Consider the following 15,774-nt stretch of genomic DNA (forward strand, 5'->3'; position numbering starts at 1 on the left):
ATGCCGACACAGACCCTCGTCGAACAACTCCGTGAACATGCCGCCTCGCGCGCCGGCCATCCGGCACTGCGCTTCATCGAAGGCGACGATGTCGTCGACGAACTGACATTCGCTGCGCTGGACCGGCGCATCCGCGCGCTTGCGGCGCATCTGCAGGAGCTCGCGCGTGCCGGCGAGCGTGCCGTGATCCTGCTGCCGAACGGGCCCGATTATGCGGTTGCGTTCTACGCCTGCCTCTATGCCGGGGTCATTGCCGTGCCGGCCTATCCGCCGGAGACCGGCAAGGAGCGCTACGCCAGCCGCCTCGATGGCATCCTGCGCGATGCGGCGCCACGACTCATTCTCACCCAGGCGCGGCTTCGCGACGCCGTCGTCGCTTCGGTCGGCGAGACCGATGCTCATGTTGTTGCCGTCGACGAGGTGCCGGTCGATGCCGCCGCATCCTGGCGCGAGACGGACTTGCACGGCGATGCGATCGCCTTCCTCCAGTATACGTCGGGTTCGACGTCGCAGCCGAAGGGGGTCTGCGTCACTCACCGGAACCTGGTCGCCAATGAGATCGCAATCGAAGCGGCGCTCGGCGGGACCAGGGACGACGTCTTCGTCAGCTGGCTGCCGCTCTATCACGACATGGGATTGATGGGCGGATTGCTGAATCCGCTGTTCACGGGCTTCACGGCGGTGCTGATGTCGCCGCGCAATTTCCTCGAGCAGCCGCGACGCTGGCTCGACGCCATCGATCGCCACGGCGGCACCTGCAGCGGCGGGCCGGACTTCGCGTTCGCGCTCTGTGCGGACCGGATCTCGGACGAAGCGATCGCGCGCCTGGACCTCAGCCGATGGCGGTTCGCGTTCTCCGGCTCGGAGTTCGTGCGCCGCGCGACGCTGGATCGATTTGCCGCGCGCTTCCGGCCGGCGGGCCTCGATCCTCGCGCACTGACGCCGTGCTACGGCCTTGCCGAGGCGACCTTGCTGGTGACGGCAGGCGACCGCGCGAGCCGGGCGGTTTGTCACACGCTCGATCCCGCGGCGCTCGCGGGTGGCCGCGTTGCGGAGGCCGGCGAGGGCACGGACCTGATGGCGTGCGGCGCCGTGGCTGACGGCCATGCCGTGCGCATCATGAGGGTCGATGCGTCCGCCGACGCCGGGATGAACGAGGTCGGCGAAATCTGGGTCGCAGGTCCGAGCGTCGCGCAGAGCTATTGGAACAATCCCGAGGCGACTCAGCAGACGTTCGTCCTTCGCGATGGCGCGCGCTGGCTGCGGACGGGCGATCTCGGCTTCGTCCGCGAAGGCGATCTCGTCGTCACCGGCAGGCTCAAGGATCTGCTGATCGTCCGCGGCCAGAACATCTATCCGTTCGATCTGGAGCAGGCCGTCGAGACCGAGGTGGCCTCGGTGCGGAAGGGACGTGTCGCGGCCTTCCCGGTCGAGATCGATGGCGTCGAAGGCATCGGCGTCGCTGCCGAGTTCAGCAGGGCGGTACTGCGGCGAACGCCGGCCGACGTGCTGATCAAGGCGATCGGCGATTCGGTCATGCGGCAGACGCAGGAATATCCGGCAGTGGTCGTGCTGCTGAACCCGCAAGGCATGCCGCTGACCACCAGCGGCAAGCTGCAGCGGTCCGCCTGTCGCGCCAGGTGGGCGCAGGGCACGCTCGACAGCTTCATGGTGTTCGAACGGCGACGTGAGGCGGCGGACCCCTCGCCGTCACCGGAGCTTGCGACGGCGACCGAACGCCGTCTTGCGCTGATCTGGCGGAATGTGCTGCGGCGCGCGACCGTCGACCGTGACGACGACTTTTTCATGCTCGGCGGCAATTCGGTCGCGGCCGCCCAGATCGCGGCGATGGTGCGCGAGCAGTTCGGGGTCGAGCTCGCGCTGCGCGGCTTCTTCGATGCGCCGACGCTCGCCGCGCTCGCAGCGCTCATCGATGCGGCCGGCGCGGACGCGACAATGCTCCCGCCGCTGCAGTCCGCACCGGCGGGGCTGCGCGAGCTGCTGTCGCCCGCGCAGGAGCGGCTGTGGTTTCTCTGGAGCATGGATCCGGCCGGCACGGCCTACACTATCGCTTGCACGGTTCATTTCGACGGCCCGCTCGATCAAGCACGGCTGGTGCAGGCGCTGACCGAAATCGTCGCCCGCCACGAGACGCTGCGCACCACCTTCTCTGCCCCGGATGGCCGCGTCGTGCAGGTCATCCATGCGTCGCCGGACATTCCCGTCGCGGTCGAGGATCTGCGGCGCAGCCCGGCGGCGGAGCGCGCGTCGCGCGTCGCGGCGCGGACACGCGAGGAGCTGGCGCGGCCGTTCGATCTCGTCAATGGCCCGCTGCTGCGCGCCGTGCTGATGCAGCTCGCGGACGACCGCCACGAACTGCTGGTGTCGGCGCATCACATCGTCGCCGACGGGCTCTCGCTCGACGTGCTGCTGGCCGAGATCGCCGCGCTCTATGACGGGCTCCGGCGCGGGGCAGGGGCGCTGCCGCCGCCGTCCGCGATCCAATATGCCGACTACGCCGCATGGCAGCGGGATTGGCTCTCCGGCCCCGAGGCCGCGCAGCAGCTCTCCTACTGGCGCGAGCGGCTCGGTGATGCGGATACGCCGCTTGCATTGCCGTTCGACCGGCCGCGGCCGCCCATACAGAGCTATCGCGGCGACACCATCCACGTGGAGATCGCGCCAGATCTGGTGCTGAGGCTCCGCGCGCTCGCCAGGGAGCATCGCGTCAGCATGTTCATGCTGCTGCTCGCCGCCTATCAGCTGCTGCTGTTCCGCTACTCCGGCCGCTCCGACCTGCGCGTCGGCGTGCCCGTCGCCGGGCGCCGCCAGGCCGAGCTGGCGTCGCTGATCGGCTGCTTCGTCAATACGCTGGTGCTGCGGGCCGACGTGACCGACGGCATGAGCTTCGCCGAGCTGCTGGCGCGGGCGAAGGAGGAGGTCATTTCCGGGCTGGCGCATCAGGATCTGCCGTTCGACCGTCTCGTCGACGCGCTGAAGCCGACTCGCTCCGGCGGCCACAATCCGCTGTTCCAGGTCAAGTTCAACTACATGGCCGCGCCTGACGGACTTGCGCTCGGCGATGGCCTGCACGCCCAGCCACGCATCGTCGATCTCGCCGGCTCGCATTTCGATCTCGCGCTCGACATCGTCGACGGCCCGACGGGCATGAATGCGAGCCTGAATTTCGCAACCGATCTGTTCGACGTGACGACGGTCGAGCGGATCGGGAACCAGCTCGTCGATTTCCTGCGGCAGATCGCGGCCGCCACCGACCGGCCGCTGCGCGACTTCGCGATCGCGCGCGGCGTCGAGCAGACCGTCGTGGCGGAGGCGACGAGCTTCCCCGCGACCGACATCCTCGATCTGATCGGTGTTGCGCTCGCGCGCCGCGATGATCGGATCGCGCTGCGCCAGGGACGGGACACCGTCAGCGCAGCCGAGCTCGTGCGCTGGTCGGACCACATCGCGGGTGTGCTCGTCGCGGCCGGCATCACGCGCGAGACGCCGGTGGCGCTGTGGATCGAGCGGTCGCCGGCCTTCGTCGCGGCGCTGCTCGGCGTCCTCAAGGCGGGCGGCTCCGCAGTGCCGCTCGATCCGGCATGGCCGGTGGCGCGCGTCGATCGCATCCTTCGCGGCGGCGGCATCGGCACGCTGGTCGCAACCGGCGAGCACTTGGCTGCGGCGAGGGCGCTGGAGTGTCATACGCTCGACGGTGAACTGCGCGGCGATGCGTCCTCCGGCGCGTTCGATGCCTCGCGGCCGCATCCGGCGCAGACCGCCTACATCATCTACACGTCGGGCTCGACCGGTGCGCCCAAGGGCGTCGCCGTGTCGCACGGCGCGCTCGCCAACTACGTTCAGGCGCTGTTGTCCCGGCTGCAGCCGCGCGCCGGCGCCGGCATGGCGATGGTCTCGACGGTCGCCGCCGATCTCGGCCATACCGTGCTGTTTGGCGCGCTTGCGAGCGGCGTGACCTTGAATCTGCTGCCGGCCGATGCCGCCTTCGATGCGGATGCGTTTGCGCAAGCGATGCGCGACGGCGAGGTCGGCGTCCTCAAGATCGTGCCGAGCCATCTGCGCGGCCTGTTGCGGGCGCGGCGCTCGGCCGACGTTCTGCCGCGCGACGTGCTGATCCTTGGCGGCGACGCCTGCGATCCCGGCTTGATCGAAGAGGTCCGCCGGCTGCGGCCGCACTGCCGGATCGTCAATCACTACGGCCCGACCGAGACGACAGTCGGCGTGACGACCCATGAGTGGACGGACGCCGAAGCCAAAGGTGTGCTGCCGGTCGGATTGCCGCTTGCGAACCTGCGCGCCTACGTTCTCGACGATGCGTTGAATATCGTCCCGGCCGGAGTGGCCGGTGAACTCTATGTGGGCGGCGCCGGGGTGGCGCGCGGCTATCGCGGTGCGCCTGGACAGACGGCCGAGCGCTTCATTCCCGATCCGTTCGGACCTGCAGGCGAACGCCTCTACCGGACCGGCGATTTGGTGCGCTGTGATCGAGCGGGCCGGATCGTGTTCCTGGGCCGACGCGATGATCAGGTGAAGCTGCGCGGCTACCGCGTCGAACCCGCCGAGATCAGCCGCGCCGTCTCCTCGTTGAACGGCGTCGCCGATGCCGCCGTCGTGGCCCGCGCCGTCGACGCCGAGCAGGAACGCCAGGAGCTCGTGGCTTATTGCGTCGCCGCGGCCGGCGTCGTGTTGCAGCCGGAGGCGCTGCGGCAGCAACTCTCGGCGATGCTGCCGGACTACATGGTGCCGTCGCGCATCGTCGTGCTCGAGCGGCTGCCGCTGACCGCCAATGGCAAGCTCGACCGCGCGGCGCTGCCGCAGCCGGACGAGGACGCCGTGCTGTCGTATGTCGCCCCGGTCGGCGCGGTGGAGCAGGCCATCGCCGCCGTCTGGCAGGACGTGCTGGGCCGCGAGCGGATCGGCCGCAATGACAATTTCTTCGAGCTCGGCGGCGACTCCATCCTCAGCCTGCAGATCATTGCACGGCTGCGCAAGCGCGGCGTCATGCTGACGCCGAAGCAGATGTTCGCGCAGCAGACGATAGCGGCGCTGGCCGGCGTGGTTGCGACCACCTCCGCGCCGGCCATGACGCCGCCGGCAGCAGCACGCAACGCAATGAACGCCTGCGCTGCGGAGCTGCTGCCGATCCAATTGCGCTTCTTTGCCGAGGAAATCTCCAACCGCGATCACTTCAACCAGGCGGTGCTGCTGATCCCGCGGGACCGGATCGACTGGAGCGTGCTGCAGCGGGCGCTCGCTGCCGTCGTGAGGCATCACGATGCGCTTCGCATGACGTATCGGCGGATCGCGGGTGAATGGCAGGCGGTGCCGGCCGACCTGCCTGCTGCGCCTGAGCTGCTTTGGCTCCGCACGGCAGTCGAGCCGGCCGACGTCAGCGCGATCGCGTCGGCGGCGCAGGCGAGCCTGTCATTGGCATCGGGATCTCTGCTGCGCGCCGTCGGATTCGACATGCGCGACGGCAGCCAGCGGCTGCTGGTCGCCATCCATCATCTCGCCGTCGATGGCGTGTCATGGCGGATCCTGCTCGAGGACATCGCGTCGGCCTACGAACAGGTGGCGGGGCAGGCGGCCGCCGTCAGCCTGCCGCCCACGAGCTCCGCGCCGTCTTCCTGGGCGCAGCGACTGCGCGCGCATGCGGCCTCCGATCGGCTCGCAGGCGAACTGCCGTTCTGGCTCGCGTCCTCCCGCGGCAGCGAGTTGCCCTGTGACGACGATCATGGTGGCACCGACGCCGAGGCCGACGCCGAGGAGGTCGTGCTGAACCTCGAGGCGGAGCTGACTGAACGGCTGCTCGATGCCGCGCCTGCGGCCTATCGCACGCAGGTCAACGACCTGCTGCTGGCCGCGCTGGCACGCGCGCTCTGGAGCTGGAGCGGGATCGAAGGCGTCGTGATCGAGCTGGAGGGCCACGGCCGCGAGGATGTCTTCGCGGACATCGATCTCACGCGGACGGTGGGCTGGTTCACGAGCGCATTCCCGGTGCGTCTCGACGGCGGCAGCGAGACCGATCGTGCGCTCATCACCCGCGTCAAGGAGACGCTGCGCGCCATGCCCGATCGCGGGCTCGGCTATGGCGTCCTGCGTTATCTCGGCGCGAAAGAACATCGCGACGCGCTGGCAGCGACGCCGAACCCCCGTATCGTCTTCAACTATCTCGGCCGCTTCGACGGCCAGCTCGGTGCGGCCGCGCCGTACCGGATCGCGGCGGAGAATCCGGGACCGATGCGGGCCGCCGACACGCCGTTGCGGGCCTGGCTCAGCATCAACGGCGAGGTGCGTGACGGGCGGTTGCGCCTCGGCTTCCGCTATGGAAGCCGGCGGTATCGGCGCGCGACCGTGGAACGGCTCGCCGAGCTCTATCGCGCGGCGCTGCATGGTCTCGTCGATCATTGCCTCGGCGGCGCCGGCGGTCTCACGCCGTCCGACGTTCCGCTCGCGGGGCTCGATCAGGCGGCGCTCGACCGGCTCTGCGCGACCATCGACTGTCGCTCCATCGAGGACATCTACCCGCTGTCGCCGATGCAGCAGGGCTTGCTGTTCCATGCGCTGCGCGACGGCGCTGATGACGTCTATGTCAACCAGCTCTCGATCGAGCTTCGAGGTGTGACGCCGGCGCGGTTGCGTGCGGCATGGCAGACGGCGAGTGCGCGGCATGCGGTGCTGCGGACCGGGTTCGCCTGGCAACAATTGTCCGGAGCAGCCCAGCAGATCGTCTACCGGCAGCTCGACGTGCCCGTCGTCGACGAGGATTGGCGCAGCCGTATCACGGGCGGGGCTGCGGCGGCGGAGATCGATGCGGCGCTTGCGCAGGCGGCACGGCGCGAGCGCGAACTCGGCTTCGACATTACCCGGCCGCCGCTGCAGCGGCTGCGGCTGATCCGGCTCGGCGAAGACAGGCTGTGGCTGATCTGGACGCATCATCACATCGTGATCGATGGCTGGAGCTCGGCGCGGCTGCTCGCCGATGTGCTGCAGCAGATCGGCGGCGCCGCGCCGTCGGCGGCGCAAGGCGGCTACCGCGACTACATCGCCTGGCTGCAGACGCGCGACCAGGCGGCAGCCGCTGATTTCTGGCGCGAGACGCTGCGCGATTTCGAGCCCACGCCGCTCGCCGACGCCTTGCGTGCGAGCCGCGCGATCGACGCTGCGAGCGGCCATGGCCGGCTGACGCTGCGCGTGGACGGTGATCTCGCGGCTCGCCTGCGGCGGTTCGCGACGCAGCAGCGCATCACGATGAATACGCTGCTGCAGGGGACCTGGGCCCAATTGCTGCGGCAATATACCGGGCAAAGCGCGGTCTGCTTTGGCGTCACGGTCTCGGGCCGTCCGGCCGAGCTTGCCGGCGCCGAGAACATGGTCGGCCTCTTCATCAACACGCTGCCGCTGATCGATCGCGCGCATCCGCAGACCGCGACCGGCGACTGGCTGCGCACCCTTCAGGCGCAGAGCGTCGCGGCGCGCGACTATGAGTGGCTGCCGCTGCACGAGATCCAGCGCCTGGCCGGCAGGGCCGGGCAGCCGCTGTTCGACAGCCTGATGGTGTTCGAGAACTATCCGATCGATCAGTCGCTCACCGCGCGCGACGGTGCCGGGCCGCAGATCGGGCGGGTCGAACACGTGACGCCGACCAACTATCCGATCGCGGTCATCGTGTTCGATGGACCCGAGGGCCTGCGCCTCGACTTCAACTACGATCGCGCGCAACTGGACGACCATGCGGTTCGCCGGGTGAGCGCGTCGTTGCGAGACTGGCTGACGCGGATTTCGGCGGATGCCACCCGTCCGACCGGCAGCCTTCGCACGGTCGACGGAGAGGCGCTGGCGTGCGTCCTGCGCTGGAGCGGAGCTGCGATCGGCGAGACGTCACCCCGACCGTTGTCGATCGGCGCGGCGCCTGGCCTCGTGGCGCAGATCGAGGCGCGGGCGAAGGCCGTCCCGGACGCGGTTGCGATCGTCTGCGGCGACCGCCGGATCAGCTACGGCGAACTCAACGCGCGGGCAAACCGGCTGGCGCGGCGACTGCGCGCGCGCGGGATCGGCGCCGATGTCGTGGTTGGACTGGCGCTGGAGCGCGATGCCGAGATGATTGTGGCGCTGCTCGCCGTGCTGAAGGCCGGCGCCGCCTACCTGCCGCTCGATCCGGACTATCCGGCCGAGCGTCTTGCCCACATGCTCGGCGACAGCGGCGCAAGACTGCTGCTCACGCAAGCCGAGCTGCAAGATCGGTTCACGCCCGCGCTGGCCGACAGCGGAGCCGAAGCCTGGCTGCTCGATCGCATCGACGATGGAGGCGACGCCGGCAACCTCGACCTCGCCATTCATCCGGAGAGCCTCGCCTACGTCATCTATACCTCGGGCTCGACCGGCCTGCCCAAGGGCGTGATGGTGCGTCACGGCGCAGTGACGAATTTCCTGGCGACGATGGCCGAGCAGCCGGGGATCGCATCGGACGACCGCGTGCTGGCATTGACCTCGCTGTCGTTCGACATCGCGGTGCTGGAGCTGTGGCTGCCGCTGACCCGGGGAGGCCGGATCGTGCTGGCCGACCGCGCCTCCGCGCACGATCCGACGGCGCTGAAGGCGATCGTGGCCAGGCACGGCGTGACCTTGATCCAGGCGACACCGTCGAGCTGGCGCATGCTGCTCGATCATGACGAGGCCGCCGCGCTGCCTCGTCGCTGTCGCGTGCTCAGCGGCGGCGAGGCGCTGGCTCCCGATCTGGCACGGCGGCTCGTCGCGCTGAGCGGCGAGGCCTGGAACATGTATGGGCCGACCGAGACCACGGTGTGGTCTGCGCGCCACCGGCTCGATGCCAATGATCCCATGCCGGTGCTCGGCGGTCCGATCGGCAATACCACGCTCTACGTGCTCGACGCCAATCTCAATCTGGCGCCGCCCGGCGTGGCCGGCGAACTGTTCATCGGCGGCGAGGGACTGGCGCGCGGCTATTGGAAGCGGCCCGGGCTCAGCGCGGAACGGTTCATCCCGGATCCGTTCGGCGGCCCCGGTGCACGGCTGTACCGGACCGGCGACCTGGCGCGCTGGCGTGCCGATGGCGCGCTCGACTATGTCGGCCGCGCCGATCACCAGGTCAAGATACGGGGGCATCGCATCGAGCTCGGCGAGATCGAGGCGCGGCTGCGCGCGCTGCCCGGCGTCCGCGACAGCGTCGTGGTCGCGCAGGATGTCGGTGGCGGTAGCAACCTGATCGGCTATGTCGGCAGTGAGTGCGCGCTCGATGGCGGCGAGCTGCGCGCGGCGCTCGCGACGGCGCTGCCGGACTACATGGTGCCGTTGCGCGTCATCGTGCTGCCGCGGCTGCCGCTGACGCCGAACGGCAAGGTCGACCGCAAGGCGCTGCCGCTGGCCTCACAAGGCGAAGCGGGGGCCGACTATCAAGCTCCGGTCGGCGAGATCGAGATCACGCTGGCCGGCATCTGGGCGGAGCTGCTCGGCCTCGACCGCGTCGGGCGGGGCGATCACTTCTTCAATCTCGGCGGCCACTCTCTGCTGGCGGTACGGCTGCTCAGCCGTGTCGCGCAGGAGTTCGGCACATCGATGCGATTGTCCGAGCTGTTCGCTCATCCGGAATTGGCGGAGTTCGCGCGCGTCCTCTCCATCAGCCTGATCGAGCAGCAGTTCGCCGAAGGTGAACTTGAGGACCTGATGACAGCGGAGCTATCATGAGCGGACAATCAGGACAGCCTCTTCTGCACAACCTCGATCCGGAGGCGCTGCGCCGGTTGGCATCGCGCGCGCGACAGCGCGGCCGCAATGTCCCCAGACGCGATACAAACACGATCCCGATCGCCGATCGCGGGGGCTCGCTGCCGCTCTCCTTCGCGCAGCAGCAGCTCTGGCTGCTGGCCCAGCTCGAGAATGGAAGTACCAACTATCACATCGATGTGGCGCTGCGGCTGCGCGGCCGGCTCGACATCGGCGCATGGCGCCGCAGCCTCGACCGGCTGTTCTCCCGCCACGAGGCGCTGCGGACGGTCTTCGTCGCCGAGCAGGGCGAGCCGCGGGTCGCGCTGTTGCCGCCGGACACCAGCCTGCCGCTGGAGGTGCACGATCTTCGCGGGCGGCCGGACCGCGAAACGCGGCTGGCCGATCTGCTGAATGAGTGTACGCGCGCGCCGTTCGATCTTGCGCGGGGTCCATTGATCCGCAGCCATTTGATCGACCTGGGCGATGATGATCATGTCCTTCTGCTCAGCCAGCATCACATCATCTCCGACGGATGGTCGATGGGCGTCATCGTCCGCGAGCTCTCGGCGCTGTATGCCGCCTTCGTTGCAGGCGGCAATGATCCGTTGCCGCCGCTGGCGATTCAGTATCCGGACTATGCAGCATGGCAGCGCCATTCGCTGACGGCAGATCGGCTGCAGCGGCAGCTCGATCATTGGACCGCCGTGCTGCGCGACGCGCCGTCCTTGCTGGCACTGCCGACGGACCGGGCGCGATCTGCACCGCGATCCAACGCCGGCGCCGCGGTGCCTGTCGAGATCGACGACGGTCTTTCGGCCGATATCAGGCAATTGAGCATCGCGCTCGGCGCCACCCCGTTCGTCATCGTGCTGGCCGCCTGGGCCCTCGTGCTGTCGCGGTTGGCCGGCCAGCAGGATCTCGTCATCGGCACGCCGACCGCCAATCGGATGCGTTCGGAGCTCGAAGGCCTGGCCGGCTTCTTCGTCAACATGCTGGCGCTGCGGCTCGACCTCTCGGGCGGTCCTGCTGTGGCCGAGTTGATCGAGCGGGTGAAGACGGCCGTCCTTGCGGCGCAGGATCATCAGGACCTGCCGTTCGAGCATCTTGTCGAGGCGCTCCAGCCCCCGCGGCATCCGGAATACACGCCCGTGTTCCAGGTGGTGTTCGCATGGCAGAGCGATGATATCGGCTCATTGGCGCTGCCCGGCCTGGCGGTCGAGCGCCTTGCGACCGAGCAGCACAAGATCAAGTTCGATCTCGAGCTCGATCTCAGTGAGAGCGGTGGACGCATCTCCGGCAAGATCAACTACGCGACGGCGCTGTTCGACGCCGAGACCGTGCAGCGCTATCGCACCTATCTGCTGGCGGTGCTGCGCGCCATGGTCGCCGACACCAGCCAGCCGGTCGATCGCATCGAGCTGCTGCCAGCCGAGGAACGTGCGCTGCTGCTGGATGACTGGAATCGCACGCGCTCGTTCACGCCGCCTGACTGCTGCATTCAGGATCTCGTTGCCGAGCAGGCGCGCCGCCGGCCGTCGGCGGTGGCGCTGGTCCATGACGAGGTCAACCTGACCTATCGCGAGCTCGAGCTGCGCGCCAATCGCCTCGCGCATCATCTCGTCGCGCTGGGCGCTGGTCCGGACCGGCTGATCGCGATCTGCCAGCAGCGCGGCATCGATGCGATCGTCAGCGTGCTCGCGGTCCTCAAAGCGGGAGCGGCCTATCTGCCGCTGGATCCCACCTATCCGCCGCAGCGGCTGCGCGAGACCGTGGCCGATGCCCGGCCGACGCTGCTGCTCTGTGACGGCGCGAGCGCCAGTACGCTCGGCAGCGTGGCATGTCCGGTCGTGGATGTGGAGAGCGATGCGCCGGCCTGGAGCGGGCTGCCGGAGGGCGCACCGGATGTTGTTGCCCGTGGCCTGACGCCGCGCAGCCTCGCCTATGTCATCTATACCTCGGGCTCGACCGGACAGCCGAAGGGCGTGATGATCGAGCACCACGGCCTGGTCAATCTCGCGCAGGCCCAGATCGGGCTGTTCGACACCGGTCCGCACAGCCGGATCGCCCAATTCGCCTCCTTCAGCTTCGACGCGAGCGTGTGGGACATCGTCATGGCGCTTTGCGCCGGCGCCGAACTGCATCTGCTCGGAAGCCGCGAGCACCGCGATGCGGCGGAGCTGGTGAACTATCTCGCCGAACATCGCATCACCCATGCCACGTTGCCGCCGGCGATGCTGCAGGGCCGCTCGGACCTCGCGCGGCTCTCCGGGCTCGACGTGCTCGTTCTCGCTGGCGAGTTGCCAAAGCCGGAGCTGTTCGAGGCCCTGCCGTCGGAGATCGCGGTCTTCAACGCCTACGGCCCGACGGAAACAACCGTCTGCGCCACCGCATGGCGCCGTCCGCCCGGCTTCGCCGGCGGTGTCGTCCCAATCGGTCGCCCGATCGCCAACGCGCGGATCTATCTGCTCGACGCCCAGGGCATGCCGGTGCCGCGCGGTGCCGTCGGCGAGATCTGGATCGGCGGGGCAGGGGTTGCCCGCGGCTATCTCAACCGTCCCGATTTGTCGGCGCAGCGCTTTGCCGTGGATCCGTTCGGGCTGTCGTCCGACGCGCGGATGTATCGAACCGGTGACCTCGGCCGCCATCTCGCCGACGGCAACATCGAATTCCTGGGCCGCAACGACCATCAGGTGAAGATCCGCGGCTTCCGCATCGAGCTCGGCGAGATCGAGCATCGGCTGAATGCGCAGGCCGGAGTGCGGGACTCGGCGGTGCTGGCGCGGCGCGATGCGCAGGGCGATCTCACGCTCGTCGCCTATGTGGTGCCGGCGGACGATGCAGGTGATCCCAGCGCATGGGCTGCGCGCCTGCGCACGCATTTGCAGGCGTGTCTTCCGGACTACATGGTTCCCTCGGCGATCGTTCGCCTCGATGCGTTTCCGCTGACACCCAACGGCAAGGTCGACCGGCAGGCGCTGCCGGCGCCGGACGACGAGGCGTTCGGCCGTGGCGCCTATGATCCGCCCCACGGCGAGATCGAGCAGGTCCTCGCTGCTATCTGGCGCGAGCTGCTGGGCATCGAGCGCGTCGGTCGCAACGATCATTTCTTCGAGCTCGGCGGCCATTCGCTGCTCGTCGTCCGCATGCTGGACCGGCTGAAGCGCCATGCGCTGACGATCGATGCGCAGATGGTGTTCGCCAAGCCGGTGCTGCGCGATCTCGCGGCCAGCCTGCGGCAAAGCGAGGAGACCGCAATTCCTGACAACCCGATCACGGCGCAGAGCCCGGTCATCACGCCGGACATGCTGCCGCTGATCGCGCTGAGCCAGGGCGAGATCGACCGCGTGGTGGGCCGTGTGCCGGGCGGCGTCGCCAACGTCCAGGACATCTACGCGCTGTCGCCGTTGCAGGAGGGAATCCTGTTCCATCATCTGCTCGCGACCGAGGGCGACCCCTACGTGCTGGTCGCGCAGATGGCATTTGCGGGCCGTGATCTGCTGGATCGCTATCTTGCGGCCGTTCAGGACGTGATCGACCGGCATGACGTCCTGCGGACGTCGTTCCTCTGGGATGGGCTGTCGGTGCCGGCGCAGGTGGTCTGGCGCCAGGCACCGCTAAGCGTCACCGAAGTTGAGCTCGAAGGCAACGAGCCGGCCCAGGTCGAGCTGGCGCGCCGCTTCGATCCGAGGTCCTGCCGGCTCGACCTGACCCAGGCGCCATTGCTGCGTCTCATTGTCGCCCGCGACCCACGAAATGATCGCCTGCTGCTGCTGGTCCTGCTGCATCACATGGTCGGCGACCATACCACTCTGCAGGCGCTGCACGAGGAAGTGCAACTGATCCTGGCGGGCCGCCGCAGCGCTCTCCCTCCACCGATTCCGTTCCGTAACCTCGTGGCCGAGACCCGCAAGGCCGGCGGGCAGGATGCGCAGCAGCGCTTCTTCCGCAGCATGCTCGCCGACATCGATGCGCCGACGGCACCATTCGGATTGATGGAGGTGCGCAGCAACGGCGACGGCGCGAGCGAGGCGAGGCTGCCCGTGCCGGCTACGCTCGACGCGCGGCTGCGCGCGCAGGCGCGGCGCCTTGGCGCGAGCCTCGCCAGCCTCTGTCATGTCGCCTGGGGCCAGGTGCTGGCGCGCAGCAGCGGACGTGATCAGGTCGTGTTCGGCACCGTGCTGCTCGGCCGCATGCAGGCCGGCCACGATACCGGCCGCAGCCTGGGCCTGTTCATCAACACGCTGCCGTTGCGGCTCGATCTCGACGGCACGTCGGTTGAGGACAGCGTTCGCGCAGCGCATGGGCGGCTGGCGGAGCTGATGGCGCATGAGCATGCCTCGCTGGCAATGGCCCAGCGCTGCAGCGGCGTCGCGCCGCCGACGCCGCTGTTCTCCGCGATCCTGAACTATCGGCACGGCCGGAGGCAGGATGCGCGGACAGATGCAGAGTCCCTGCAAGGCGTCGAATGGCTCGGTGGCGAGGAGCGCACCAACTATCCGCTGATGCTGGCGGTAGACGACGACGGCCATGGGCTTCACCTGACGGTCCAGGCCGTGGCGCCGGTCGCGCCCGAGCGGGTCGGCGCGATGATGCAGCACTCGCTCGAGCAGCTGGCGCTGGCGCTGGAAGCGGCGCCGCATACGCCGGTGCGCAGGATCGACGTCGTTCCGGACGAAGATCGCGCGCGGCTGCCGCAGGCCTGGAACGCGACGGCGACCAACGATGCAAATGCGCTCTGCGTGCACCGGCAGTTCGAGGTCCATGCGGCGCGAGCTCCCGATGCGGTCGCACTGGTGCATGGGCAGGAGATGATCAGCTACGGTGCGCTCAATGCGCGGGCGAACCGGCTGGCGCGGCGGCTCCGGGATCGCGGCGTCGGGCCGGATGTGGTGGTCGGGCTGGCGCTGGAGCGCGGCGTCACGATGATGGTGGCGCTGCTCGCGGTGCTCAAGGCTGGCGCGGCCTATCTGCCGCTCGATCCGGACTATCCGTCCGAGCGTCTCACGCACATGCTGAACGACAGCGGTGCCAAGCTGCTGTTGACACAGGCGACGCTGCACGACCGGTTCGCGCCGGCGCTGGACCGGAGCGAGGTGGAGACCTGGCTGCTCGACGTGGCGGCCGGCGATGGCCTCGGCCAGACCGACAATCTTTCCGTCGACGTGCACCCCGAGAACCTCGCCTACGTCATCTACACCTCCGGCTCGACCGGGCTCCCCAAGGGCGTGATGGTGCGCCACGCCGCGGTGACGAACTTCCTGGCGACGATGGCCGAACAGCCGGGCATCGCGGCCGACGACCGCGTGCTGGCGCTGACCTCGTTGTCCTTCGACATCGCCGTGCTGGAGCTGTGGCTGCCGCTGGCCCATGGCGCCCGGATCGTGCTCGCCGACCGCGCCGCGGCCCATGATCCGGCGGCGCTCAAGGCGCTGGTCGCACGGCACGGCGTGACCATGATCCAGGCGACGCCGTCGAGCTGGCGCATGCTGCTCGATCACGATGCGGCCAATACCAGCGAAACCGCTCCATGGCTTCCGAAAGGCTGCCGCCTGCTGTGCGGCGGGGAGGCGCTGGCCTCGGATCTGGCGCGGCGGCTCAGCGCGCTGAGCAGCGAGGTCTGGAACCTGTATGGGCCGACCGAGACCACGGTATGGTCGGCGCGTCGCCGCCTCGATGCGACGAATCCGGTGCCGTTGCTCGGCAGCCCGATCGGCAACACCCGGCTGTACGTGCTCGACGGCGAACTCAACCTGGCGCCGGTCGGCGTCACCGGCGAGCTCTTCATCGGCGGTGACGGACTCGCGCGCGGCTATTGGAAACGCGTTGCGCTGAGTGCCGAGCGCTTCATTCCGGATCCGTTCGGCAGCGACGGTGCGCGGCTGTACCGGACCGGCGACCTCGCGCGCTGGCGAGCCGACGGTGTGCTCGACTATGTCGGCCGCGCCGATCATCAGGTGAAGATCCGCGGACATCGGATCGAGCTCGGCGAGATCGAGGTGCGGCTGCGGGAGCTGCCGGGCGTGCGCG

General features: G+C 69.0%; 2 protein-coding genes (1 of these 2 cut by a window edge). Both read left to right on the forward strand.

The features are described from left to right. A complete protein-coding gene (locus tag QX094_RS32310) occupies positions 1 to 9,726 on the forward strand; it encodes a non-ribosomal peptide synthetase (protein ID WP_316184433.1) in 9,726 nt (3,241 codons plus the stop codon). Further along, a protein-coding gene (locus QX094_RS32315) for a non-ribosomal peptide synthetase (protein ID WP_316188456.1) crosses the window boundary here: on the forward strand, positions 9,723 to 15,774 show its 5' portion. It continues 539 nt past the right edge of the window; the window shows 6,052 of its 6,591 coding nt (coding positions 1-6,052); it begins with the start codon at positions 9,723 to 9,725; its stop codon lies off the right edge, out of view. The genes QX094_RS32310 and QX094_RS32315 overlap by 4 nt, the downstream gene beginning before the upstream one ends.

Source organism: Bradyrhizobium sp. SZCCHNS1050, assembly GCF_032484785.1.
Classification (GTDB): Bacteria; Pseudomonadota; Alphaproteobacteria; order Rhizobiales; family Xanthobacteraceae; genus Bradyrhizobium.

Excerpts from the sequence above, each read along its gene's own strand:
- QX094_RS32310 (WP_316184433.1), top strand. The coding sequence starts at position 1 with ATGCCGACACAGACCCTCGTCGAACAACTCCGTGAACATGCCGCCTCG.